The organism is Paucilactobacillus salsurae, assembly GCF_054784995.1.
Map to the genome: position 1 here is coordinate 1 of NZ_BAAHWX010000008.1, position 26516 is coordinate 26516.

The 26516-nt window shown below is 38.9% G+C and carries 20 protein-coding genes, 5 tRNA genes and 1 rRNA gene; 25 read left to right on the plus strand and 1 reads right to left on the minus strand.

Features of this window, described 5'->3' with window-relative positions; genetic code table 11:
• Positions 1–10: 10 nt before the first annotated feature.
• From rrf to ACYVQZ_RS07240, 3 genes are all read left to right on the plus strand, one after another.
• Positions 11–127, plus strand: a 5S ribosomal RNA gene (gene rrf / locus ACYVQZ_RS07230).
• An 8-nt stretch (positions 128–135) separates the two neighbouring features.
• A tRNA-Asn gene (locus ACYVQZ_RS07235) sits at positions 136–208 on the plus strand.
• Between the two features lie 78 nt (positions 209–286).
• Positions 287–359 (plus strand) — tRNA-Thr (locus tag ACYVQZ_RS07240).
• Between the two features lie 444 nt (positions 360–803).
• Here the strand turns inward: ACYVQZ_RS07240 and ACYVQZ_RS07245 are convergent.
• Complete coding sequence (locus tag ACYVQZ_RS07245; RefSeq protein ID WP_461240739.1) at positions 804–1115, minus strand: helix-turn-helix domain-containing protein; 312 nt, start codon at positions 1113–1115, stop codon at positions 804–806.
• Positions 1116–1282: 167 nt separating this feature from the next.
• Here ACYVQZ_RS07245 and ACYVQZ_RS07250 point away from each other — a divergent pair, with 167 nt between their 5' ends.
• The 22 genes from ACYVQZ_RS07250 to ACYVQZ_RS07355 all read left to right on the plus strand — a co-directional run bounded on the left by ACYVQZ_RS07250 (position 1283) and on the right by ACYVQZ_RS07355 (position 26511).
• Positions 1283–3955 (plus strand): SEC10/PgrA surface exclusion domain-containing protein, encoded by a 2673-nt coding sequence (locus ACYVQZ_RS07250; protein WP_461240740.1) that lies wholly within the window; start codon positions 1283–1285, stop codon positions 3953–3955.
• A gap of 95 nt (positions 3956–4050) precedes the next feature.
• Entirely contained in the window at positions 4051–4578 is a 528-nt protein-coding gene (locus ACYVQZ_RS07255; protein ID WP_461240741.1) for a hypothetical protein, read from the plus strand.
• Positions 4579–4743: 165 nt separating this feature from the next.
• Positions 4744–4878 (plus strand): hypothetical protein, encoded by a 135-nt coding sequence (locus tag ACYVQZ_RS07260; RefSeq protein WP_461240742.1) that lies wholly within the window; start codon positions 4744–4746, stop codon positions 4876–4878.
• The gene (locus ACYVQZ_RS07265; protein WP_461240743.1) at positions 4856–6541 is read left to right on the plus strand and encodes an AAA family ATPase; all 1686 of its coding nucleotides are present in this window, start codon (positions 4856–4858) and stop codon (positions 6539–6541) included. The genes ACYVQZ_RS07260 and ACYVQZ_RS07265 overlap by 23 nt, the downstream gene beginning before the upstream one ends.
• Positions 6542–7177: 636 nt before the next feature.
• Positions 7178–8671: a peptide MFS transporter gene (locus ACYVQZ_RS07270; RefSeq protein ID WP_461240744.1), complete on the plus strand. Its 1494-nt coding sequence runs from the start codon at positions 7178–7180 to the stop codon at positions 8669–8671.
• A 92-nt stretch (positions 8672–8763) separates the two neighbouring features.
• Positions 8764–9588, plus strand: a complete 825-nt coding sequence (locus ACYVQZ_RS07275; RefSeq protein ID WP_461240745.1) for a metallophosphoesterase — start codon at positions 8764–8766, stop codon at positions 9586–9588.
• A gap of 67 nt (positions 9589–9655) precedes the next feature.
• A tRNA-Tyr gene (locus ACYVQZ_RS07280) sits at positions 9656–9738 on the plus strand.
• Positions 9739–9749: 11 nt separating this feature from the next.
• A tRNA-Gln gene (locus ACYVQZ_RS07285) sits at positions 9750–9821 on the plus strand.
• A gap of 419 nt (positions 9822–10240) precedes the next feature.
• On the plus strand, positions 10241–11041 hold the full coding sequence (gene proC / locus ACYVQZ_RS07290) for a pyrroline-5-carboxylate reductase (RefSeq protein WP_461240800.1): 801 nt from the start codon (positions 10241–10243) through the stop codon (positions 11039–11041).
• Positions 11042–11110: 69 nt separating this feature from the next.
• Positions 11111–12247 (plus strand): N-acetylglucosamine-6-phosphate deacetylase, encoded by a 1137-nt coding sequence (nagA, locus tag ACYVQZ_RS07295; RefSeq protein ID WP_461240746.1) that lies wholly within the window; start codon positions 11111–11113, stop codon positions 12245–12247.
• A 22-nt stretch (positions 12248–12269) separates the two neighbouring features.
• On the plus strand, positions 12270–12971 hold the full coding sequence (locus ACYVQZ_RS07300; protein WP_461240747.1) for a GntR family transcriptional regulator: 702 nt from the start codon (positions 12270–12272) through the stop codon (positions 12969–12971).
• A 167-nt stretch (positions 12972–13138) separates the two neighbouring features.
• A complete protein-coding gene (locus ACYVQZ_RS07305) occupies positions 13139–14605 on the plus strand; it encodes a nicotinate phosphoribosyltransferase (RefSeq protein ID WP_461240748.1) in 1467 nt (488 codons plus the stop codon).
• Between the two features lie 12 nt (positions 14606–14617).
• Positions 14618–15445 carry an NAD(+) synthase gene (gene nadE, locus ACYVQZ_RS07310; RefSeq protein ID WP_461240749.1) on the plus strand — a complete coding sequence of 276 codons (828 nt, stop codon included), beginning with the start codon at positions 14618–14620 and terminating at the stop codon, positions 15443–15445.
• A gap of 174 nt (positions 15446–15619) precedes the next feature.
• Positions 15620–18307 (plus strand): calcium-translocating P-type ATPase, PMCA-type, encoded by a 2688-nt coding sequence (locus tag ACYVQZ_RS07315; RefSeq protein WP_461240801.1) that lies wholly within the window; start codon positions 15620–15622, stop codon positions 18305–18307.
• Positions 18308–18408: 101 nt separating this feature from the next.
• Positions 18409–20586: a Tex family protein gene (locus ACYVQZ_RS07320; RefSeq protein WP_461240750.1), complete on the plus strand. Its 2178-nt coding sequence runs from the start codon at positions 18409–18411 to the stop codon at positions 20584–20586.
• An 11-nt stretch (positions 20587–20597) separates the two neighbouring features.
• Entirely contained in the window at positions 20598–21053 is a 456-nt protein-coding gene (locus ACYVQZ_RS07325) for a SprT family protein (RefSeq protein ID WP_461240751.1), read from the plus strand.
• A gap of 70 nt (positions 21054–21123) precedes the next feature.
• Positions 21124–21209 (plus strand) — tRNA-Leu (locus tag ACYVQZ_RS07330).
• A 181-nt stretch (positions 21210–21390) separates the two neighbouring features.
• Positions 21391–22338 carry an AEC family transporter gene (locus ACYVQZ_RS07335; RefSeq protein WP_461240752.1) on the plus strand — a complete coding sequence of 316 codons (948 nt, stop codon included), beginning with the start codon at positions 21391–21393 and terminating at the stop codon, positions 22336–22338.
• A gap of 32 nt (positions 22339–22370) precedes the next feature.
• Positions 22371–23336, plus strand: a complete 966-nt coding sequence (locus tag ACYVQZ_RS07340; protein ID WP_461240753.1) for a DMT family transporter — start codon at positions 22371–22373, stop codon at positions 23334–23336.
• Positions 23337–23555: 219 nt separating this feature from the next.
• Positions 23556–24377, plus strand: coding sequence for a C40 family peptidase (locus ACYVQZ_RS07345; protein ID WP_461240754.1), 822 nt, complete (start codon positions 23556–23558; stop codon positions 24375–24377).
• 113 nt (positions 24378–24490) lie between these two features.
• A complete protein-coding gene (locus ACYVQZ_RS07350; protein ID WP_461240755.1) occupies positions 24491–25159 on the plus strand; it encodes a 2,3-bisphosphoglycerate-dependent phosphoglycerate mutase in 669 nt (222 codons plus the stop codon).
• 362 nt (positions 25160–25521) lie between these two features.
• Complete coding sequence (locus tag ACYVQZ_RS07355) at positions 25522–26511, plus strand: ketopantoate reductase family protein (protein ID WP_461240756.1); 990 nt, start codon at positions 25522–25524, stop codon at positions 26509–26511.
• The last annotated feature ends 5 nt before the right edge of the window (positions 26512–26516 follow it).

The window sequence follows — 26516 nt, forward strand, 5'->3', positions numbered from 1 at the left end:
TGCATATGAGTGTGGCGGCGATGGCCAGAAGGATACACCTGTTCCCATGCCGAACACAGAAGTTAAGCTTCTGAGCGCCGAGAGTAGTTGGGGGATCGCTCCCTGCGAGGGTAGGACGTTGCCATGCGATATTATTCCGGCATAGCTCAGTTGGTAGAGCGTCTGACTGTTAATCAGAGTGTCGACGGTTCGAGCCCGCCTGCCGGAGTTATAAAGGGATTGATGTTAACTTAGTAGACTAGGTTGACATCTTTTGTTTTATACTAATTAACTACGTTTTAATGTTGCCGACTTAGCTCAGTTGGTAGAGCATCGGTGTCGTAATCCGGGGGTCACAGGTTCGAATCCTGCAGTCGGCATTTCAGCGAGTATAGAACGGATTAAAAGTCTATGAAATAGCGGTTTAGTCGCTAGATCATGGGCTTTTATTTTTTATGTATAGCTATCTTTTGACACACACAAAAAGTGTGTGTCAGAGCTCGAACGGAAGAATTGCCACAAAGACTAACGCTATAGCATTTATGAGCGATATTTTGTGTGTCAAAAAGGTCAAAAAATGTAATTATGAGGGGTCAGTATATCTTGAATGACAACAAAGATTTGATCATAAATTTACAAAAGTTACAAAATTTAAAATTTTATATGTATGTTGTTTCTGACTATAGAATTGATCTTTTGAAATTTGGTTTATATGACTATGTTACTGAAAATCATATCATTATCGATTTAGTTAAAGAAATAATTGCACATAAAAAAAACTAACAATTGAAGAAATTGCTAGGAGTATTGTTGAAAAAAATCATCTATAATTTTAAAACTTTCAGAAGTGCTCGTGCGGTTTCATCTCGTCGACTTTCTGGAAGTTTTTTTAGAAAGTTCATTAATTCAAGAACGGAAGGAATCTGTAGTTTTGAGTCAGTAAAAAAATCGGACAATGTTAAATTAAGTGCAGATGCAATATCTTCAAGCTTATTGATCTTTATATTATCTAGGCGACCTCGTTCAATCAAAGAAATTAAACTAACTGAAGATTGTGATTTTTCAGCTAATTGCTCAATAGTCATATTTAGAGTTTTACGTTGACTGCGAATTAATTTTCCAAATTTATGCAACATATATTTCGCCCCAATCGCTGTTATCCTATTATGGTACTGGTTTTGTGGATTCCGCAACAGATTACTGCATAACTGAAATATTATCGGAACATGTATACAATTATATTAATATTGTGTACAATATGTTTATTCTTACATGTTTAAATGGGACTATTGGAGGAGTATATATGAATTCAGGGAACAAAAAGACAATGATTAAAAATGGTGCTACTTTAGCTGCCACTGTTGCTGTAACTGGTGTCGTTGGCGCCATGGCGACTAACCAAGTTCATGCCGATACGACTGATGGCACACAAGCTACTTCTACAGCTCCAGATTCATCCGCTGCCGCCTCACAAGCGCTTGATCAAGCTAAACAAAATGTTGCTACTGATCAAAAGGTCGTTAATCAAGCCAGTGCGACTAATGATCAAGCTCAATCAGCGGCTACATCCGCTAATACGGATGTAACTAAAGCTCAATCAGATGCTACGGTTGCTGGTAATGCCGTTGATCAAGCGCAATCGAATGCAGACTCAGCTGCGGCTGTCAGTGCTAATGCCACACCAATTAAGATTAGTGATACCCAAGCGCAAGTCACCAGTGCCAAACAAGATGTAACGGCTGCTACCACGCAAAAAGCCGCGGATCAACCTGCCGTTACGAGTGCACAAGCTAATGTTGATCAAGCCAGAACCGCTGCTAGAGATGCAAATCAAGCAGTAACGGCGCAACAAGGTAATATTGCTACTGCGCAAACGGCTGTTGACCAAGCCCAAAAGGCTGTTAATGCCACTGATGTTGCTAAAGCGCAAACCGCCGTTAACAATGCTAGTGCTGCTGTTGATACGGCACAAACAAATGCCAAACAAGCTGTTACTGATCAAGGGGCTGCTAAAACGGCCTTAGATAATGCCCAAAAAACATTGACCAATGCTACGGCTGATCAAGGGGCTGCTAAGACAGCCAATGATCAAGCTCAAGGTGCTTTAACTGATGCAACGAATGCCAATACTGCCGCCACCAAGGCTGTTGATGGCACCCAAGCCCAATTGAATGCGTTAAACACACCAAGCGAAGGGGTTCATCAGACGATTACGGTACCAAGTGGGATCACGGGTCAATTTGTCAATGATATTTATGCCAAGGGCAATGGTGCGGCTACTGATGCGCAACAAGCATTATTGTTGACCGGTGTTGATGCCAATAAGTATGTTGATGATCCCGCAGCCGAAGCGATTAATATCAATGGAACTAAAGACATTACACCTGCCATGATGCAAGAACTGAATGAATACGCATTAGATTTAATTAATCAGATTCGGAATCAATTAGGCGTCACACCATTGGTGCTCACCAAAGATTCTGAAGCGTATGCAAATGAAGTTGTTAAGAATTATGAAAATGACGGTTGGGTCATTAGCGAAAATGTTGATGTAGCCACGGGATCACCACATGATGTCAATGCTGTTAGCAATGCTGCTAAAGCCATTGGCTTAAAATATGGTGGTCAGTATTATGAAAATGCTGAAACGGGATACACTGGTATTTTTCCAGATCCAACTAATTGGAGTGTCAATGCATTTGGCCCTCAGCAGTATACCTTAAATGATTTGAAAGCTGAAATTTATAATTGTGTTATCGGTATGGTGTTTGATGATGGAGCCGTTCCAGGTCATATGACGTCCTTAACGGGTGCCGCATATTCAGGCCAAACTGAATACTTTGGCTTTGGTGTTGATAATATTGGTCAATTACATTTGGAAATCATTCCTGAAAGTTTGATTTTACATGCTGAAAATGGTGATTTGGTTGATCCAGCCAATGAGTTTGACACTACGCCAATTGTAACCGCTAATGATAACAGCCAAAAAGATGCTTTGAATAAGACATTAGCCATTCAGAAAGCGACTGCTGCAAAGAAGGCGAGTGCTTTGACTGATGCTCAAAATAATGCCACTAAGACTAGCAATGCATTAACAGCTGCTAATAATGCTGTTACGGCTGCACAAACTAAGGTCAATGACGCCAAAACCGCTGTTACTAAAGCTGATCAAGCTGTGACTGACACAGCCAATGCCTTGATAAGTGCTAAACAAGCTTTAGCGGTCGCTCAGACGACATTAGCTAATAGCAACAAGGGTGATAGCGAAAAAACGCAAGCTTTGACCGACGCTCAAAGTGTTTTGAGTGACGCCAAGAGTAAATTGTCTGATTTGCAAGTAACAGCCTATGAAAAGGCTAGTGCCTTAAAAGCTGCTCAAAAAACGTTGACTGATGCCCAAGGTAAAGTAACGGCTGATGATGCTGCGATTACGGCTGCTCAAGCTAAAGTCGATGCATTAGCACAGATATTGGCCGACATGAATAATGCTGCGGCTAATGTAAAGACGGCTAATGATGCTCTGGCAAACGCACAGAAGACGTTAGCTGGTGCACAACAAGCAGTATTGGATGCGCAAGCGATTGCTGACGAAGCCAATTCCAATGCTAAGACAACGCAAGTTGTTTTAGATACCGCTAATGCCGCATTGAGTGCTGCTCAAGCTCAGTTGGCTAAGTTGCAACATCAAGCTGATGTCCAACAACAACTTGATGATAACATTAAGCAACAAACGATTGGCTCCGTAAATAAAGCAAAAAGATCAGTTATTACAAATTATGTAAATGACTGGGGAGAAAAGGAAAAAAACGTAGCAAAAACACAATTATTATCAAATAATTCAACTAGTAATAAAGAAAAATTGTTACCGAAAACCGGTAATGAAAATGAATCGATGCTAGCCGTGATGGGTACAACAATGGCTCTTTTAATGGGTATGTTAGGATTCGGAGTTTTAAGCCGTCGTCGCAGATTCTAAGATAAATTTAATAGCACAAATAGCGTATGAGGTAAGAATCATACGTTATTTATTTGTAAACAGTATTTAAAAATTAATTAAATGAGGTGGTAATTTTGACTTGTGGAAATTGTGGTTCAATCATACCAACGGGGAGTACTATTTGTCCGAATTGTGGCGTCCAGCTAGATTCATATTATAATCCGGGGGCTAGTTCTGGAGCTTCTGGAGGAGCCATTGCAATTGCAGCACTCGTAATGTTGTTTTTACCTGTTGCAGTCTATAATCCATTGACACTGAAGTATCTTCTTTATAAAAAAAGATTATTTAATATTAGAGAACAGGGAAGACGGCTAGCTTACCTGACGTCTTGGGTGTATACCGGATTATTTGTGGTGCTATTCATGTTGTCAAACGAAACTCCGTCACCATTTTTAACCAACCAAAATACTTGGGAGAACATTTCTTTAACAGTTGTTGGAGTGTTATTCTTAGTGCTCGCTTGGGAAATCATTAATCGAGGTATTCAAGAAAAAAAGATAGTAACAACTATTGGACATTTTCTGGGATGGGGACTCTTCTGTATTTTTGCGGTATTTTCAACATTGCTAATTATCGGTATGCCTGGATGGAATCAATATTAAGTTAAAAGAGAGTGTCCTTGATACTAAAGATGATGAAATACTATTTTATAGACAGATTTTGTTTGTAATATCAAAAAACGATTTTTAAATAGTAAAAAAGCTTTTTGAATATTGAAAATTATTTTACGTTTTTGTATTTATAAAAATAAAATGGGGGTAGAGTTAATGGCATTGGATGAATTCGGATCATTTGCCACCGGTTGGATGATTGCCGATGCACTCGGTTGGGGTCAAAAAAAGAATAAGAACGGACAGAGAGAAAATCGAACCTGGAAAATTGGACGTAATTTTTGGGAGTGAACCTAAAGAAGATGCTTTGTCTGAAATAAGTGATAAGTTGATTGACGGAGACACTGTGGAGCTTATTTCTGATATCAATAAAAAGGTAGTAATACATGCTGCAATCACGATCATTGGAAATGGTCACAAAATTTTTACTCGCGGAGGGGGATTAAATTTACATAATCATTGTGAAATTAATGATTGTCACTTTATGGTTGGAAACGATGCAAATGGAATTGTATTACGGAAACCAGATTTAGAACTATTTCTTAAAAACTGTACTTTTGAACACATTTCGGATGAAATAATTCTACCATCTATTTTCATGATAGACACGATTAATCGAATTATGTGCGACAATGTGAATATTGACACTGCAAATTTAAATACAAGATATCTTGAAGGAACGAGTTTGAGGCTTGGAAAACCGAATTACAAAAATACCAGAATTGGTGTTAAATCAGGCGATAAGTATGAAATGTCAAAAATCAATATTAACGAATTAGAATTAATTCGCTGCGATGTGTATGGGTACGGATTTGTTAAAAAATTAATAGGAATGAGGATTTGGATTACAACTTCGACTAAATATGATCTTAAAGTCAGCTTATATCAGATGAATGTACAGCCGTTTTTGAAGGTTAGTCAGTTGATGGATGTGGAAACTGGATTAATGATTGTAGGGAACGTTCAGATCGAGAACATTGATTCATTTGATAATTTGAATGAAGAATCTCAAGTCTTTTTGAAAGAACGAGTCAAACTTTTCTATATTAAAGCACCAAATTGTGAAGTAACAATCTCGGGCCGTTGGCAATATCCGGTCAAATGGGTTAGTCAAGTTTGGAGCGGGAATGTTCACTTCAAAAACTATTCCGACGTGAATAAAATATATTTTAAAAGTGAAGATGCAGTGGTAGATTATGTGGATTCTCATTTTACCTATGTCAAAGATTACAAGCCGAAACCCAAAATTAAAACTGCGCAGGAAAAACTTAATGAAATGGTTGGACTTTCAGATGTAAAAAAGAAAGTGAATGCATACATTGCCACAAATTTGGTCAATGAAAAACGAAAAGAGCTGGGACAACCAGTTTCGGCTAACAGTCTCCACTTAATTTTTAGTGGTGCTGCTGGCACAGGAAAAACTGAGGTTGCACGTCTTTTGGCTAAAATTTTATACGATAACAAAATTATTTCAAAGCCTGATATTAAAGAAGCGACCGCAAAGGATATGATTGCTGGTTATATGGGTCAAACGTCAATTAAAACTCATGAATTAATAATGGAAGCCAAGGGCGGTATTCTTTTTATTGATGAAGCATATGAACTTGATCCGAGTAATGATGGCGGTAGTGATAGTTATAAAAGAGAAGCAATTACTACACTTGTGAAAGACATGGATGATTTTCGTTCCGATTTGATTGTCATCATGGCTGGGTATTCTCAAGAAATGCAGCAATTACTTCAAGCTAATTCTGGATTACCGAGTCGCTTCGTGAACATAATTGAATTTCCCGATTATAGTGCCCAAGAACTTTGTGAAATTGCACAGTTGCAAGCTACACAGTTAAAACAAGTCATGACTGATGAAGCAAAGCAAAAATTGACTGAGTATATCCAAAGTTCTAAACAAAGTGGTGTTGTCGATGGCAACGGACGTTGGGTAAGAAATTTATGACAGTTTATTAATCAATCTCGGGATGTTCGAATTGTGACAGATGGAAGTTTGGAAAGTGATGCAAAATCCTTGAATACAATTACATTGGCGGATGTTGTGGAAGGAATTAATAATTTTTAGAGAACGAAAGAATATGTTGATAAAAAAGGCTGGGTTAAGGGGTATGCTAGGAAGCAGTTTCCAAAATGAGTTAAATTTTCTATCGAAGTTGTGACAACTTCTGTTGACGTTGACAGAGACAAGAATGATAGTGTATTTAAAAATGATTATCTTGACAAAGAAATAAGTTAAGTGTGCAAGTAGTACATGACAAGTTGTAAAAAAACATCTAATTTAGTGAGTTTTACTAAATTAGATGTTTTTTTGAGAATTTATAAAATTGGAACAAATATTATCATAGGTATTTTTGCATGCTAGATAAATGAGATTGAACATTGTTTCATTATTAAAAATTAATTAAAAATATTGGATAAAGATGAGAAAATAATGAAAATTATACAGGTTAGTTTGGCGATTCGTTGACGATGGTTATTATACGGGAGTATAATATAACTCATACTTTCTTAATCATTAGGATGTTTTAATATTTTAAGCAATTATTGGGTTTGTTTGAAATAAAGATTTGGAGGAAATGTTTTGAATAAGGATAAAGATACAGCCTTTTTAGGCCAACCTAGAGGGCTTTCAACGTTGTTCTTCACTGAAATGTGGGAACGGTTTAGTTACTATGGTATGCGTGCCATTCTACTTTTCTACATGTATTATGCTGTCAGCAAAGGTGGCTTAGGCTTCGATCAAGCTACTGCTGCATCAATTATGTCAATTTATGGTTCTTTAGTTTATTTGTCTGGTGTTGTAGGTGGCTGGCTTAGTGACCGTGTTTGGGGAAGTAGACGAACAGTTTTCATTGGTGGGGTTGCCATCATGTTTGGTCATATTGCCTTGTCACTTCCATTTGGTGCTCCCGCACTGTTTGTTTCAATTGCCTTGATTGTTATTGGTACTGGACTCTTAAAACCAAACGTTTCCGAAATGGTTGGGGGCTTGTATTCAGAAACAGATAAGCGTCGTGATGCTGGATTCAGTATGTTCGTTTTCGGAATTAACTTAGGTGCCGCTGTTTCACCAATCGTCGTTCCTTGGGCAGCTAATGGTTTTGGATTCCATGCCTTTGGTAGTGAAATGAATTTCCATGCTGGTTTCTCACTTGCTGCTATCGGAATGTTCTTCGGTTTAATTCAGTACTACTTTGATGGTAAAAAGTATCTTTCTAAAGATTCTCTATATCCACAAGATCCAATTGATCGTGAAAATGTACGACCAATTATTACGTGGACAATTGTGGGTGTTGTGGTTGTTGCTGTTATTTTGGCACTTCTTACATTCACTGGAAATATGAATATTGATAACGTTATTTGGATGATCACAATTATTGCCATTGCATTGCCAATTATTTATTTCATCATGATGCTCAGTAGTCGAAAGATTACTAAAGTGGAACGTTCGCGTGTATGGGCATATGTACCTTTGTTCATTGCCGCTGCAATTTTTTGGGCAATTGAAGAATCTGGATCGGTAGTGTTAGCATTATTTGCTGCCAATCGTACAATCTTGCACATTGGCGGATGGCACTTTGCTGCTGCTAATTTCCAAACATTAAATCCACTATTCATTATGATTTTAACTCCTGTGTTTGTTATGTTATGGAGTAAGTGGACAAACCAACCAAGTGCTCCAGGTAAGTTTGCTGCTGGACTTGTATTTGCTGGTTTATCATACGTCTTTATGGCATTACCAGGAATTATTAATGGCACAACCAGTGGTCGTGTCAGCCCATGGTGGTTAATCGGCTCATGGTTTATCGTTGAAATTGCCGAAATGTTGATTTCACCAATTGGCCTCTCAGTTACAACCAAGCTAGCACCAAAAGCTTTCCAATCACAAATGATGAGTATGTGGTTCCTAGCTGATGCTGCTGGTCAAGCTGTCAACGCTCAAATCGTTAAACTCTATTCAGCTAACACTGAAGTTGCTTACTTCTTGATTGTTGGATTAGTGAGTGTCGCATTTGGTATTTTATTAGTATTCTTAGTAAAACCAATTCACCGTTTAATGGATGGTGTCGATTAAAAAATAGTTTTACATCAACAGGTAGTCACAGTTGTGACCACCTGTTTTTTTATGGTATCTTTTAAACGAAGAAAGCACGCGGAGGCAGAGTAATGGTAAAAGTGGCAATGACAAGTGATAATCACTTTGACATTAACAAACTAAACAGTGATGACCTATTAAAAAGACAAGCTGTCATTTTGGCCGAAAAAGAGATTGATTATTACCTAATTGCTGGTGACCTATTTAATGATTTTCAGCAAACATTTAACTATGTCGAAAAATTAGCGGCCCAATTGTCGCCTAAAACCAAGGTTTATTATATTGCTGGTAATCATGATATGTTGAAAGGTATTTCATATGATGAATTAGAACATTTAAGTGATCAACACTATTTGAATAACCGTTATGTTGATGTGCCTGGTACACAATGGCGAATTATTGGCAATAACGGTTGGTATGATTATTCCTTCGCCGATATGAGCCAAACGACCATTGCACAAATAGAAACTTGGAAACACGCTTTTTGGGTGGATAGAATGATTAAACAGCCAATGGATGATCAACAGCGAATGGCCATTGTTTTGCATCAAGTAGAATCGCAATTTCAACAAGCACAGCAAGCACAAAAAAAGATGATGTTGATGACACATTTTGTGCCGACGCAGAACTATATTATCGACAAACCGGATGAAAGAATGTGGAATATGGCTAATGCCATGCTGGGTAGTCGGAAAATGCAGGAGCTCATTGATCGGTATCACGTACAAAAGGTCTTGTTTGGTCACCTACACATTCACCCAGAGCCGCAGTTAATTAATGAAAGTTGGTACTATGATCAAGCAGTGGGCTATCATCGTCAACACGTAAATGAGTGGCAAAAACAAACCTTTATTGAACAGTGGAAAAGTCGCTTGCAAATAATCACGTTAAATTGAGAGAAAATTCAAAAATCCTCTTGCACTTTCTCAACAGATTCGGTATCATATAATAGTTGATTATTTCGGAGGGGTAGCGAAGTCTGGCTAAACGCGGTGGACTGTAAATCCACTCCTTCGGGTTCGGTGGTTCGAATCCACTCCCCTCCATTTTTTATTTTTGGGCTATAGCCAAGCGGTAAGGCAACGGGTTTTGATCCCGTCATGCGCTGGTTCGATCCCAGCTAGCCCAATTTTGAGGTTTTATATGCTTTGCGGAATCGCTAATCTCTTTGTTATCAAAGAATTGTAGCGATTCTTTTTTTTTTTTACAGTTTATACTATTTGCGAATAACTAGGCTGTCCATGGAATCGTTTTTTTTAAATTAATATTTAATTTAACCACATAATTAAATAGATACCCGTGGTGAAGTTGCTGAACGTACTTTTCTAAATTTTGAAGAGTGCGTTTTTAGTTAATATAATTCGAATTTTTAAATTTTAAATTATCTGGTATTGTACTTTCTGCAATGTTTTTGTGACAAAAGGGCAAACATAATAGAAATGTTTTTGTGCTGAATTCATTTGTCATAGTTTTATATCATCAAAATACACACAAGCAGCGAATGCATGGTAAAATAAGAGATATTAAACTGCGAAGGAATGATCAATGATGAAAATTGGATTTATCGGTGTTGGTGCAATGGCCAAAGCCATTATCAAAGGACTATTAAATACCGACAGGGTAGCAGCCGAAAATATTTTAGTGCACAGTGCACACGCACAAAATTATGAAAATTTTGCCAAACAATATCAATTAACAGCAATGGCGTCCAATCAACAATTGGTTGATCAATCAGATTTCATTATTTTAGCCGTGACACCAGATAAAGTTAAAGAAGTACTTGGTGAAGTGGCTGATCATTTAGAACCACAAACCAAAACACTAATTTCAATTGTTGGTGGTTTGAATTTATCAAGACTAGAAGAATTGGCTGGATATAATTTACCAATTTTACGGGCCTTGCCAAATATCAATGTTGAAATTAATGCAGGCATGACTGCACTAGCAGCGAATGAACAGCTTACTGGAGACAAGCAAAAACAGGCCGCAGCCATTTTTGAAAAAATTGGTGCAGTTGATTGGTTAGATCAAAAAGATTTTGGCATTTTCAGTGCGTTGGCAGGTAGTTCACCAGCGTATGTCGATTTCTTCATTGACGCGTTGAGTCGCGCGGGTGTTAAATATGGATTAAGCAAAGATCAGGCCACGAGAATTGCTGCTCAAGCAACTCAGGGATCGGCTAAAATGGTACTAGCCTCTGACAAAACACCATTTGAATTAGTAGATCAAGTTTCATCACCAGGTGGTAGTACGATAGCTGGATTACTAGCGATGGAAGAACACGGTTTAATGACAGCAGTAGTAAAAGGCATTGATGCGACAGTCAAAAAAGATCGTGGTGAAAACTAGGCTTGTGTTTTGGTCTACACCATTTATAATTAGAGTAATAGATGATTAAACATGAGGAGTGTGCTAGTTGTGAGTGTCGTTTTAAAACATGCTGAAATATATACAGGTGATACGGTCATTAAAGATGGGTATATTCGATTTGACGAAAAAATCGAAGCCATGGGATCAGTGAGTGATTACGTTGCCTTGCCTGATGATCGGATTGAGTTTGTGAATGGTACCAAAATTGTTCCCGGATTTATCGATGTCCATACACATGGTGGTTACAGTTTTGATACGATGGACGGTGATCCACAACAAATTAATGAAATGGTCAATGATATGATCCATGAAGGAATTACCAGTGTTTTCCCTACAACTATGACACAGTCTAATGATAATATTGCGCATGCAATGCAAGGAATCAATGAAGCTGCTAAAGAAAATCCAGTCATTCAAGGCGTTCATTTAGAAGGGCCATTTATTGCGGCAATTTATAAAGGGGCCCAACCAGAAAAATACATCAAAGATCCGAATGTTGATTTGTTGGATCAATGGAATCAGCTATCAGGAAATCGCGTGAAGTTGATTACTTATGCACCCGAAGATGATGGCGCCCGTGCGTTTGAAGATTATTGCTTAGCAAACGGTATCGTCCCTTCAGTGGGACATAGTAATGCGACCAGAGAACAATTGCTGAGCAGTAAGGCAACTCACGTGACACATTTGTATAATGCGCAGCGCGAATTTAAGCATCGCGAGCCCGGTGTCACTGGTCACGCGATGTTAGAAGACGATATGTACTGCGAACTCATTTGTGATGGCTTTCATATTGTACCGGATATGATTAAGCTGGCACTTGACCAAAAGGGTGTTGATAAAATTGAACTTGTTACGGATTCAATGCGCGCCAAAGGAATGCCTGAGGGTCAAAGTGAGCTTGGCGGTCAAAAAGTGATTGTGAAAGATAAACAAGCGCGCCTAGAATCCGGAAATTTAGCTGGCTCTGTATTAACATTTATCGATGCATTTAAAAATATCATGGCCTTTACGGGATGTGATATTCAAGATGCCGTCAAAATGTCATCTGTTAATCAAGCTAAGGAATTCGGCTTGACACAAAAAGGCACACTTGAAGTGGCGAAAGATGCTGATTTGAATGTCTTTGATAATCAATTAAATTTGAAGCGAACCTATAGTTTAGGTCGGCGGTATGATAACGCATAGTATGATTAAAGGAGGGTAAAATATGGCTTCACCAGTCTATATCCAAATCCATAATGAAATTCGAAAAGAAATTGAAGAAGGCAAATGGAAAATTGGCGCCAAAATCCCGGCAGAACGAGAACTTGCAACGCAATTTGAAGTTAGTCGTATGACTTTGAGACAGGCCATTCAAACATTGGTTGACGAAGGAATTTTAGAGCGACATGTTGGTTCAGGAACTTTTGTTGCGAATAGAAAAGTTCAAGAAAAAATGTCAGGCGTGACCAGTTTTACAGATTTAATGATTGCGGCTGGTAAGGAACCTTCTAGCAAGACAATTTCATATCACATCACAACACCATCTCAAAGTGAAGCTGATCAATTGAAACTCACCGGTGAACAGAAGGTACTTCGAATGGAACGAATTCGATATGGTAGTGGGATACCGATTTGTTATGAGATTGCAACGATTCCAGCAGAATTAATTAAAAATTTCAGTAAACAGGAAGTTACAACTTCGTTTTACGGAACTTTGGAGAAAAAAGCGAATTTATATCCAGGACGAGCTTTACAAACTGTTTCTGCGATGTCTGCTTCTGAAAAAACGGCTGAGTATTTAGGGATTAAACGTGGTGATGCCCTATTAAGACTTCGACAATTGTCGTTTTTACAAGATGGTCGTCCATTCGAATACGTCCACACACAGTACGTCGGTGATCGATTTGAATTTGTGTTAGAAAAATAGATGACAAAAAGATCAGCAAGATTTGAAATTAACAAATCGCTTGGGTGGTCTTTTTTTAATGGTATGAAAGCGCTTGTATACCGTATCACAATGGTGAAATAAAGATGTATTAATGCTAAAATTGGTCTGAAATTGTCAATAAAATTCTTATAAAGGGAGTAGCCAAGATGAGTTACTTATATCCAGATGATAGCACCGCTTTACACACTGATGCCTACGAGTTAAGTATGATGCAGACCTATTGGAAAAAAGGAATGGCCAATCGACGTGCCGTTTTTGAGCTCTATTTTCGTAAAATGCCTTTTAAAAATGGTTATGCTATTTTTGCCGGATTAGAACGTGTGATTCGTTATATTCAACATCTAAAATTTACAGACACCGATATTGAATATTTAAAATCAACTAAACAATTTGATGATGATTTTTTGGAATATTTACGGAATTTTAGATTTTGCGGTGCAATTAATAGTGTGGTTGAAGGAGATTTGGTTTTCAATAATGAACCTATCTTGCAAGTTGATGCTCCCTTAATTGTTGGTCAATTATTAGAAACAGCATTACTCAATATTATTAATTATCAAACTTTAATTGCAACAAAGGCTGCTAGAATTAAGTCAGTTGTCGGTAGTGATCCTGTTCTAGAGTTTGGATCACGCAGAGCACAGGAAATGGACGCTGCCATCTGGGGTACACGTGCTGCCTATATTGGTGGTTTTGACGCAACCAGCAATGTGCGGGCTGGCAAACTGTTTGGGATTCCGATTTCTGGAACACATGCCCACGCACTCGTGCAAACTTACATGAACGATTATGATGCGTTTATGGCTTACGCCACCACTCACCGTGATTGTGTCTTTTTGGTAGACACGTTTGATACGCTACGTAGTGGAGTACCGAATGCCATTCGCGTTGCTAAAGAGATGGGTGATAAAATTAATTTCCAAGGCGTACGCATTGATAGTGGCGATATGGCCTATATTTCAAAACGTGTTCGGGAAATGCTTGATGAAGCAGGATTTCCGGATGCTAAAATTTACGCATCTAACGATCTCGACGAAAAAACAATTATGAACTTAAAGATGCAAGGCGCTAAAATTGACGTCTGGGGCATTGGCACCAAATTAATTACAGCCTTTGATCAGCCGGCATTGGGTGCAGTTTATAAACTTGTTTCATTTGAAGATGAAAATGGTAAAATGGTTGATACCATTAAGATTTCAAGCAATGCTTCCAAAGTGTCAACTCCTGGTAAAAAACAAGTTTGGCGCATTCGTGATCTAGCTGATGGCAAAACCGAAGGCGATTACGTATCATTATGGGATGAAGATCCACAAACTGAAGATACTTTATTTATGTTTAATCCTGACTACACGTATATCAACAAAACCGTTCAACATTTCGATGCCCGACCTATTTTACAACCAATATTTGCGGATGGTCAGTTAATTTATGATCAACCTGATTTAGATACAATTAAAACAACGTCGAGACAACATTTAAACATGCTGTGGGATGAATACAAGCGTGATTTAAATCCGCAAATTTATCCAGTGGATTTATCACAACAGTGCTATGATCAAAAAATGAAGATTATTAAAGAAGTTAAAGACTATGTTGATCAATTAAAATTTTAGGTGGCGTAAATCGTGAGACAGTTACAACAAACAATTATTCAAACGTTAAAGGTGCAACCACAAATTGACGCTCAAACAGAAGTGCAACGCAGCGTGACTTTCCTGCAAGACTATCTGCAAACAACTGGCTTAACATCACTTGTTTTAGGTATTTCTGGTGGTCAGGACTCAACATTAGCCGGCAAACTGGCGCAATTGGCAGTTTTAGATCTCCGCCAAAAAACAGGTAACGATGGTTACCAATTTTATGCAGTCCGCCTACCTTATGGTAATCAGGCCGATGAATCAGACGCCATGGATGCAATTGAATTTATGCAAGCTGACCATGTCATGCGTGTTGATATTAAACCAGCTGCGGATGCCATGGAACAAGCGGTCGAACAAAATGACCTTACTATTAGTGATTTTAACAAGGGTAATATTAAAGCACGCCAGCGAATGATTGCTCAGTATGCCGTAGCTGGTCAAACTAAAGGTGCAGTTGTTGGGACAGATCATGCAGCAGAAGCAATTACCGGTTTTTATACCAAGTTTGGTGATGGTGGCGCCGACGTGACACCGCTTTGGCGTCTTGATAAACGGCAAGGAAAACAGTTGTTAGCCTATTTAGACGCACCAAAACATTTGTATGACAAGATACCGACTGCTGATTTAGAAGATGAACGTCCTGCATTGCCAGATGAAGTGGCACTCGGAGTTAAGTATGACGATATTGATAATTACCTTGAAGGTCAGACAATTGATGATCATGCTGCTGAAATTATTGAAAAATGGTACTTAAGAACACAGCACAAACGTCACTTACCAATTACTGTGTTTGACCAGTGGTGGAAAGGCTAATCGTTTCTTTTTCCAGTTATATCAGGTATAATTAACTTAATTCATAAGGGAGTAACTTGCAGATTAGTTTCTGCGGCAGTTTCGTCAGCAAGAAAATCTTTCCGGGACTGTCATAATTAGTGAGACTTATGTATGCACACAAACTTTTTTGCGCGGCATGCATGGGTCTCTTTTTTGGTCTCTGCGTGGTTTGCGAATCGGAGGAAAACCATGAAAAAGGAAGTTTATAATGAATCAATTGAACAATTGATGCAAGATGTTGGCTCTTCTAGCAATGGCTTAACCAAACCACAGGTTGAAGAAAAACAATATCAATTTGGTCTCAATGAACTAGAAAAAAAGCGCCAAACAACCTTAGTTGAAAAATTCATTGACCAGTTTAAAGATTTGATGATTATTGTGCTGCTGGTTGCCGCACTGGTTGCCGCCTTTTCAGGGGAAGTGGTCGATGCGATCATTATTCTATTGGTCGTCATCTTAAATGCAGTTTTTGGTGTCTTTCAAGAAACCAAAGCGCAAAGTGCGATTAATGCATTGCAAGCAATGTCGGCACCTGATGCCCATGTGAAACGCAATGGTCAAATCGAAACTGTTAAGAGCTCACAATTAGTGGTTGGTGATATAGTATTACTGGAGGCCGGCGATATTGTGCCAGCTGATTTACGGTTGATTGAGGGCGCTTCGCTAAAAATTGAAGAGGCTGCTTTAACTGGTGAATCAGTGGCAGTTGATAAACAATTTAATACACTGACTGACGATCATCTCAGTTTGGGTGATCGGACCAATATGGCGTATATGAATACGAATGTGACTTACGGGCGTGCGAGTGGAATAGTGACTGCCACTGGTATGCAGACCGAAATGGGCCACATCGCGGGGATGCTTAATAAAACTAAAGAAACGCAGACACCACTACAAGCTAATCTGCAACAACTAGGTAAAGTACTAACAATTTTGATTTTAGTGATCGCAATGGTCGTCTTTGTCATCGGGATGATTCGGGGTGAGGAATCTCTGATTGATATGCTACTAACTGCAATTTCACTAGCAGTGGCCGCAATTCCAGAAGGGTTGCCGGCAATTGTGACAATTACCTTAGCGTTAGGAACGCAAAAGATGGCGAAACGCCATGCTTTAATCAGAAAACTGCCGGCCGTTGAAACGCTCGGTAGTACGGATATTATTGCTTCCGATAAAACGGGTACGCTGACGCAAAATAAAATGACAGTGGAAAAGCTGTATCAAAATGATCAACTTGCCGATGCCCAAGACGAGATCAAACCAGACCAAGAATTACTCACCAGAATAATGATTCTGGCAAATGACACAAAATATACCGAAGACGGACTGCAAGGTGATCCAACCGAAACAGCGTTAATCGATTTTGCGCGCCGTCAGCATATTGACGAGCAACAAGTTTTGTCGAACTACCCGCGTCAAGCAGAAATTCCATTTGATTCAGATCGTAAATTGATGACGTCGATTAATCAATCTCAAGATCAATTTTTTGCAGCTACTAAAGGGGCGCCAGATATCGTGATTGCCCATTCGAATCGAATTGCAATCAATGGTCAAATTCAACCATTTACAGATGAGTTAAAACAACAAGTTTTGGCGCAGAATCACGATCTTGCAACACAGGCACTCAGGGTGTTAGCTTTTGCTTATCAACCGCTGGTTAGTGTGCCAGATGAAGAAACCTTAAATACGGTTGAACAAAATTTGATTTTTGTTGGACTAGTGGGGATGATTGATCCACAACGGCCAGAGGCAGCTGCTTCAGTAAGAAAGGCAAAACAGGCTGGGATCCGCACAATTATGATTACGGGTGATCATAAAGACACGGCTGCTGCAATCGCACAGCGACTAGGTATTATTCAACCAGGTCAGGAAAAGGACGCCGTGATTACGGGAGCGCAATTGGATGCGCAAGATGATGTGACCTTTTTACGAAATGTGAAAAAGTACCGGGTTTACGCACGAGTGGCACCTGAACATAAGGTTCGTATTGTGAAGGCTTGGCAAAAACAAGGTAAGGTTGTGGCAATGACAGGTGATGGGGTCAATGATGCACCAGCTCTTAAGACAGCAGATATCGGTGTGGGCATGGGGATCACTGGAACTGAAGTATCTAAGGATGCCAGTGATATGGTCTTAGCTGATGACAACTTTGCCACGATTGTGGTGGCTGTTGAAGAAGGTCGAAAAGTCTTTGCTAATATTCAAAAAGCCATTCAGTACTTGCTGTCAGCTAACCTAGGTGAAGTCTTAACATTATTTATGATGACTTTGATGGGTTGGCAAATTTTGGCACCGGTTCAAATTTTATGGATCAATTTAGTGACTGATACCTTTCCAGCGATTGCCCTTGGGGTAGAACCGACAGAAAAAAATATTATGGAGCGTAAGCCGCGTGGCCGCAGTTCTAATTTCCTATCTGGTGGTGTCATGTCCAGTATTATTTATCAAGGTTTGCTGGAAGGTACGTTGACATTAGGAGTCTACGGGTTCGCCCTGTTAATGCCGTTGCATACTACTAGTCAACAAGTTCATGCCGATGCGTTAACGATGGCATTTGCAACGCTTGGATTGATTCAATTATTCCATGCGTTTAACTCTAAATCGATTCATGAATCCATTTTTACAATTGGGTTTTGGAAAAATAAATATTTCAATTGGGCCATCTTGGCGGCGTTTTTATTGCTGGCCATCACAATCTGGTTACCAGGCTTTAACCAAATTTTCCATGTAACGCATTTAGAGCTTAGTCAATGGGCAATCGTCGTGGCTGCCGGCATTTTAATGGTCTTGATTGTGGAAATCGTTAAATTCGTGCAACGCAAACTTTGGTACCACAAATAACGAAGATTAATGGTAAACTTAAATATAGTTGAAAAAGGGTTGGACAATTCTTTTGTCGCAACCTTTTTGTTTGGCAAATTAAAAGGAGCGGTTATCGTCATATGGATTCAGAAATCGTTAGTTTAGTAGATCAAAAATTTAAAGACATCAGTTCACACCATGTGCAAGTTGTCTTGAATTTGTTACAAGAAGGCAATACCATTCCGTTTATTTCACGGTATCGAAAAGAAATGACGGGGAGCTTGGATGAAGTACAAATTCTGGCGATTCATGATGAATACCAAAAAGCTTCTGCATTACAAGAACGTAAAGAAGCGGTAGTTAAAGCAATTAGTGAACAAGAAAAGCTCACACCACAGTTAGAAAAACAAATTAGACAAGCACAAAAACTGCAAGATGTGGAAGATTTGTATTTGCCTTATAAGCAAAAGAAACAAACCAAGGCAATGATTGCCAAACAAAATGGCTTAGGACCATTAGCAAATTGGATTATGAATTTTCCAACTCAGGCATTAGCAAGCAAAGCGCAACAGTTTGTTAACCCGGATAAAACGATTGACACAAGCGAACAAGCATTAGAAGGCGCGCATGAAATTATTGCTGAAACAATTGGTGAAGCGGCCAACTTGCGCAGTTGGATTCGTAATTTTACGATTCAACACGCGACATTGGTGAGTGCGGTCAAAAGTAAAGGTGAGCAACTTGATGAAATGGGTGTTTATAAACAATATTATGAGTTTGAACAACCGGTCAACAAGCTTAGTTCTTATCAAATTTTAGCGATTAATCGTGGAGAAAAAGAAAAAGTTTTAGGTGTTAAAGTGGCGCTTGACACCACGTCAATTGAGAATTATTTGCATTTTAGATTAATTGGGCAACATGCAGATAGTGAAGCGACCGCATTTATTGAGGCGGCCTATGAAGATGCCTACAAACGTTTTATTGCACCTGCCATTGAGCGTGAATTGCGGCACGATTTAACGGATAAAGCACAGGAACAAGCCATTAAAGTATTTGGTGAGAATTTGTATCATCTGCTGATGCAGGCGCCACTTAAAGGAAAAGTCGTTTTAGGCTTTGATCCAGCGTATCGAACAGGCTGCAAGCTAGCCATCCTAGATGAGAATGGTAAATTTTTAGAAAAAGCAGTTATTTATCCGCATAAACCGGCACCGGAAGCCAAGCGACAACAGGCACAACAACAGTTAATTGATTTGATTGAAAAATATCAAGTAGAAATGATTGCGATTGGAAATGGTACAGCTAGTCGTGAATCAGAACAATTCGTGGCAGAAACATTGAAAAAGATTCAACGACCGGTTTATTATGTCATCGTAAATGAAGCGGGTGCTTCTGTTTATTCGGCTAGCCAAGAGGCTCGTGACGAATTTCCCGATTTACATGTTGAACAACGTAGTGCGATTAGTATTGGGCGCCGTCTGCAAGATCCACTGGCGGAGCTTGTTAAAATTGATCCAGAAGCAGTGGGAGTTGGTCAATATCAACATGATTTACCGAAGAAAGATTTGAATACACAACTTGATGCTGTGATTGAACGTGCGGTTAACCGGGTCGGAGTGAACTTAAATACTGCCAGTTATCAACTTTTGGAGCATATTTCTGGTTTAAGTAAAACAACGGCTAAAAATATTGTGAAGTACCGTGATGAAAATGGTCGCTATGATAATCGAAAACAACTAAAAAAAGTGCCCCGTTTGGGACCTAAAGCTTTTGAACAAGCGGTCGGTTTTCTGCGCATTATCGACGGTAGTAATCCTTTAGATAATACGGATATTCATCCAGAAAGCTATGGTGTAGCCGAAAAGGTATTGCAACTTGCAGGTGTAGATGAAACCCAGATTGGCCAACCTGCAACAGTACAAGAATTAAATCATGTTGATCATCAAGCTGTTTTGACTGCTAATGATCGGATTGGTGAAGAAACACTTGACGATATCATTGATGGCCTGAAAGTTCCTGGACGTGACTTGCGTGATGCCATGCCGGCACCATTACTGCGTAAAGACGTCCTGACGATGGAAGATTTGAAGCCGGGGATGGAATTACAAGGAACGGTACGCAATGTGGTTGAATTTGGCGCTTTTGTAGATGTCGGTGTTAAACAAGACGGCTTGGTGCATGTTTCAAAAATGAGTGCCAAATTTATTGATAATCCACGAAAAGTTGTTTCAGTTGGTGATATTGTGACCGTCTGGGTTGATTCAGTCGATGTTGACCGTCATCGTATTCAGTTAACAATGATTGATCCACAAAACTAAGAAGGTGCCAAATGACTGATATGCAATTGCAACACTTAGTTGAAGAGTGGTCGCTAGAATCATTTGGTCGCCCATTTAGTCATCGCGTATTTTTTAATAAACGGTTGCGAACTACGGGTGGACGCTATCATTTGCAAGATCATCATATCGATATTAATCCTAAAATGTTGACAGAATTTGATGAACAAAATTTAAAACGAGTTGTGCTACATGAACTTTGCCATTATCATTTGCACATGATGGGAAAAGATTATCAGCATCGTAGTTCAGCATTTAAAACATTGCTCAAACAAGTGGGTGGGGCACGTTATGCACCAACAATGCAAACAAAAGTGAAAAAAGTGGCATGTATTGTATATCAGTGTCAGCATTGTGGGGCAGTTGTTACACGACGGCGGCATTTTAATGTCCGTCGTTATCGCTGCGCTAAGTGTGGTGGTCGATTTAAATTATTGATAGAAGATTGAAAAAATCACGAATAAATCTGAAATCACCTTGTCTAACACGTGATTTTTTGCTATGATATTATTCGTTGATGCGGCGGTGGCGGAACTGGCAGACGCGCAAGATTAAGGATCTTGTGGTCAATTATGACCGTGGAGGTTCAAGTCCTCTTCGCCGCATAACTAAAGGCGCTCATACAATGATTAACATTGTGTGAACGCCTTTTTAATTGAAAAAATTTTTGAATTGTTTCCGTCTGTTGGTGTCAGCATTGTAACCGGTACCACATCTTTATTAGGTTCATAATGGCAAAATAATTGTGCTATAATCACGTTATTACATATATTGGGGGCTCTTACTATGGCAGTATTTCTATCTAGTATATCTGGAGTCCTAGTCATTTTAGTGATGGTTGCAGTGGGATACATATTGACTGAACGAGGTTGGTTTGATGATAAATCAGCCAAGTTAGTGTCACGGTTAGTTACACAGATTGCGTTGCCAGCCTACATGGTCACGACAATCATGAAAGACTTTACCGCCGACCAGCTAAAGACGCTTCTTCCAGATTTACGTTATCCAGTGGTTTCAATGCTGATTTTGTTTGCATTTTCGTTTGCTGTGATGCGGGTCATGCGCATTAAACAAGAACATGCTGGACTGTTTTCATCTATGTTTTTTAATTCCAATACAGTCTTTGTTGGTCTACCAATCAATTTAGCATTGTTTGGAGATAAATCATTGCCATATGTGTTAGTTTACTATATGGCAAACACGACTTTTTTCTGGACATTAGGTGTATGGCTGATTCAAAGAGATGGGATGGGCAAGGCCAAAATCAATGTATTAGAAACATTGAAAAAGATTTTCTCGCCACCATTATTAGGGTTTATGCTGGGAATCGTGTTAGTTGTTTTACACGTTAAGTTGCCACCATTTTTAGTTAGCGATTTGACTTACATTGGTGGCTTAACGATTCCATTATCAATGTTTTTCATTGGTATCGCAGTTTCAAATGCTGGAATCTCAAGGATGAGACTGACCAACGATTCCATCGGTATTTTACTGGGACGGTTTATTTTTGCACCTGCGTTAATGGCGTTATTAGTGATTCCAAGTTCAATGCCAATGTTAATGAAACAAGTTTTTATTTTACAAGCAGCAATGCCGGTAATGACGAATGCACCAGTAGTTTCTAAGTTATATGATGCAGATGCCGATTATGCGGCAATTATGGTTACTGAAACGACACTAATGAGTATTATTGTCGTGCCAATTTTAATGGTGATCATTAAAGCTATGGTTTAACAGGTTCTTTGTGACTTAGAAAGGGGTCAATCGTGAAAAAAACAGGATTATATATTGCATTTTCGACGTTGATGTTTAGCTTGATGGAAATTGTGTTGAAGTCGACAGGAGGTGCATTTAATCCAGTTCAGATTAACTGGTTAAGATTTTCAATTGGTGGGTTAGTCCTATTGCCTTTTGCAATATATGCTTTACGATTACAAGGCATTGTCATGCGGTGGTCAGATTTAAAGATCTTTGCATTGACCGGATTTATGTGTTTACTCATCAGTATGACACTGTACCAGTTAGCAATTATGTACGATCAAGCCTCAACAATCGCGGTGGTGTTTAGTTCCAATCCCGTGTTTGCATTAATCTTTTCATACGTGATTTTGCACGAAAGATTAGGACGAGCCAACTTGATTGCAGTCACAATTTCCTTGATTGGTCTTTTAATTATTGTTAATCCAACTCATCTGACAAACCCACTGGGATTAACATTAGGAATTTTGTCAGCTTTGACATTTGGGTTGTACAGTATTATTTCACGATATGGATCAATTAAACGAGGATTCAACGGAATTGTGATGACCTGTTTTACGTTTCTAGTGGGGTCAGTGGAACTATTTGTAGTTATTTTAATCACCCACATTCCTCCTGTTCGTCAGTCGTTCGCCCATATTGGCTGGCTCAAACAATTTAGTGCAATTCCAATTTTAACGAATGTGAACATGCATTATTTTTGGATCTTGTTTTTCATTGGCGTTTGCGTAACTGGTGGGGGCTTTGCCTTTTACTTTTTGGCAATGGAACGTTCCAATGTTTCAACCGCCTCGTTAGTGTTTTTTATTAAACCTGGGTTAGCACCTATTTTGGCAGCATTACTCATTGGCGAGAAAATCGCGCCAACAACAATTGTCGGGATTCTCGTAATTATTGCGGGATCAATTGTGACATTTGTTGGTAATCAACAACGTGAAAAAAGCGATAATATGCACCAAGCACACTCTAGATAACCAAAAAAAGAAAAAGTTCAAAATATTTTTAAATATTTTGAACTTTTTAACTTTCTTAAGAATACCTTAAGAACAACGTTCTATCCGCTTGGCGAAACATCTTTGTAACATTGGTCATCAATTGTAATATGAATGGTATGGTTTTGACATCTTGAACAGTTAGAATAGCACTCGTAGTTGCAAAACAATTAATACTAACATTAAAAAAACAAATCAGGAGTGATTATTATCAAAGCAGCAACAAAGAAAACATTAATCGGAACATTAGGTGCAGCAGGACTTTTCGTCGCTGGCGGACAAGTTACAGCACATGCTGATACTGTTAAGGTCAATGCAGGTGATACTGTTTGGGCTTACTCACAAAAATATCATGTATCAATTGATTCAATCGTTAAAGCTAACAAGTTAGCTGATGCTAACTTGATCATCTCTGGCCAAGAAATTAATATTCCTGGCGCCAAAGCTACTGATGATAACTCATCAGCTGCTTCAAGTACCGCTTCAGCTACTAGTCAAGCCGCACAAACAAGTGCTGCAACAACTAGTGCAGCTGCCAATACAGCCACTGCAACAGATACTCAATCTGCTACAGCCGCTCAAACTGGTGCAGCAACAGGTGCCGCTAATGGTTCAGCAACATACGGCAACGGCTCATCAGCATACAATGGTAATGGTGCAAGTGCACAACAACAATATGCTCCAGCTTCAAACACATCATCTGCAAGTGGTGACTGGAACTCATATTTAGGCCAACCATACAGCTGGGGTAACCTTGACTGCTCTGGTTTAGTTCAACGTGTTTATGGTAGCCGTGTTAACGGTCGTACAACATACTCACAACAATCAACTGGCGCACATAACTACAACGTATACGGTGCCCCTAAAGGTGCTTTAGTATTCTTTGGTAGTGACAGTTCTCCTTACCACGTAGGTATTTCAAATGGTGATGGCACATTTACTCATGCGCCACAACCAGGACAAAATGTTAAAGTTACTGCTATGAAGTATTACACACCTTCATACTACGTAATGCCTCGTTAATTAAAAATTTACCAATTTGACCACTTTCTTCGGAGAGTGGTTTTTTGTTGTAAAATACTGGTGAATAATCTTTAAGTGCGCTATTCTGAAATGCATAAGAGGGGGAAGACAGAATGTCTTTTTTGGTAATGATGCGGCATGGTGAAAGCCAAGCAAATCAGGATAATATTTTTACAGGTTGGAATGATGTGAAGCTAACAAAATTAGGCCACTTGCAGGCCCAGCAAGCAGCACAAAAAATTGCTTTGCAACAGTTGCTGTTTACAGATGTGCATTGCTCAATGCTCAAACGTTCCATTGTCACTGCTAACATTGTCTGTGAAGAATTGAATCAATTATATATTCCCATTCATAAAACATGGCGTTTAAATGAACGTCATTATGGTGCATTACGTGGATTAAATAAAGATGTTGTGAAGCAACAATATGGAGCAAAACAAGTGGCATTGTGGCGCAGAAGCTACGCTGCGGTACCACCACAGTTAAACCAACCAGATCATGATCGTAGGTACGAGCGTTTGGGTTTGAACGAACCGCTGGGCGAAAGTTTGCAAATGACAGAGGCCCGCATTTTACCTTATTGGAACGATCACATTGCTGGAGCGTTGTTGGATGGTCACAATCAACTACTCGTAGCGCATGGCTCAACCTTGCGTGCATTGATCAAATTTTTAGATCAGATTCCAGATGATCAAATTGATCATGTAGAAGTTAATAATGGTGAGCCAATTATGTATGAATTCGATGAGCATTTAAATATATTGTCGAAACAATTTTTATAAAATTAAAATTTAATTAGAAAATTCTTTGAAATATCACATTTTTTGTGCTAGGATAATAACAACTTGATAGAAAAGCAATGCGTTAATGAGGACCACGACTTAATAATAATAGCGATCTCGGATGGTGCAAGCGAGAAATAGGTTAAGTCAATCACCTCACAGCACTTTTTATAAACGTGATGATTAACTAGTAATAAAAAGCGGAGGAATCTCCGATATCAATTATCTGTCATAGATAAAGTTTTGCTTGGTAACAAGTAAAAGATGATAAAGGTGGTACCGCCACATTGGCCCTTTTAAACGATTTGTTTAAAAGGGTTTTTCTGTCAAAAAAATACATAGTTTCAAAGGAGAGAATACATATGAAATTTACAGTTGTTGGTGCAGGCGCAATGGGATTACGTTATGGTGTTTTATTAAAGGACGCAGGCAATGAGGTTGATTTTGTTGATGGTTGGGAAGAACATGTCGAAAAAATGCGTGAACAAGGTGGCGTGTATGTTTCTCGTGATCATGAAGACAAGCATTTAGTAGATGTCGATGTTTATTATCCAGAAGAATATGATGGCAATCCTGATTGTTACATTTTCTTTTTAAAGCAAATGCAATTAGCTGATATGTTGAAACGTTGTGAACACTTCTTTAAACCAAACCAATATGCCTTTACTTGTATGAACGGCATGGGACATGTTGAAAAACTATTACAATACTTTAAACCAGAAAAATTAATCGCAGGGACTGCATTAGTTGCGACAGTGCTAAACGGACCTGGTGATGTTGACTTCATCGGTAAGCGTGGTGCAGGTAGTATGAATATGGCTAATTACACTGAAGAACCTGATGATTTTACGCATGCATTATTTGATGAATTAAAGAAAGCTCAATTCAATCCAAACTTAACGACTAATTTCAGAGGAACACTGTTAGCCAAAGTGGTCTTCAACTCAGTGGTCAATACATTGTGCACCATGTTTGAAATGACAATGGGTGAGTATGCCGCTTATGAAGGTGCAGATGAAATGAGTCGTCAACTGATTGACGAAGCATACGATGTATGTGAACGCGATGGTGTTAAGATGATTAATACCCGCGAAGAAGAATTAGAAAGTGTGGATTATGTTAGCAAGGTTGCTAATCCACTTCACTACCCATCAATGTATCAAGACATGCACAATTATCGCCCAACTGAAGTTGACTACATCAATGGTTACTTGGTTAAAATGGGTGAAAAACATGGTTACAATGCCAAAACACATCGCTTTTTGACTCATGAAGTTCATTTAGCTGAACTTGGAAAGAAACGAGAATTGGCAGCCAAACAAAAAGCCAATAAACAAACAGCAACAGCATAATAAAA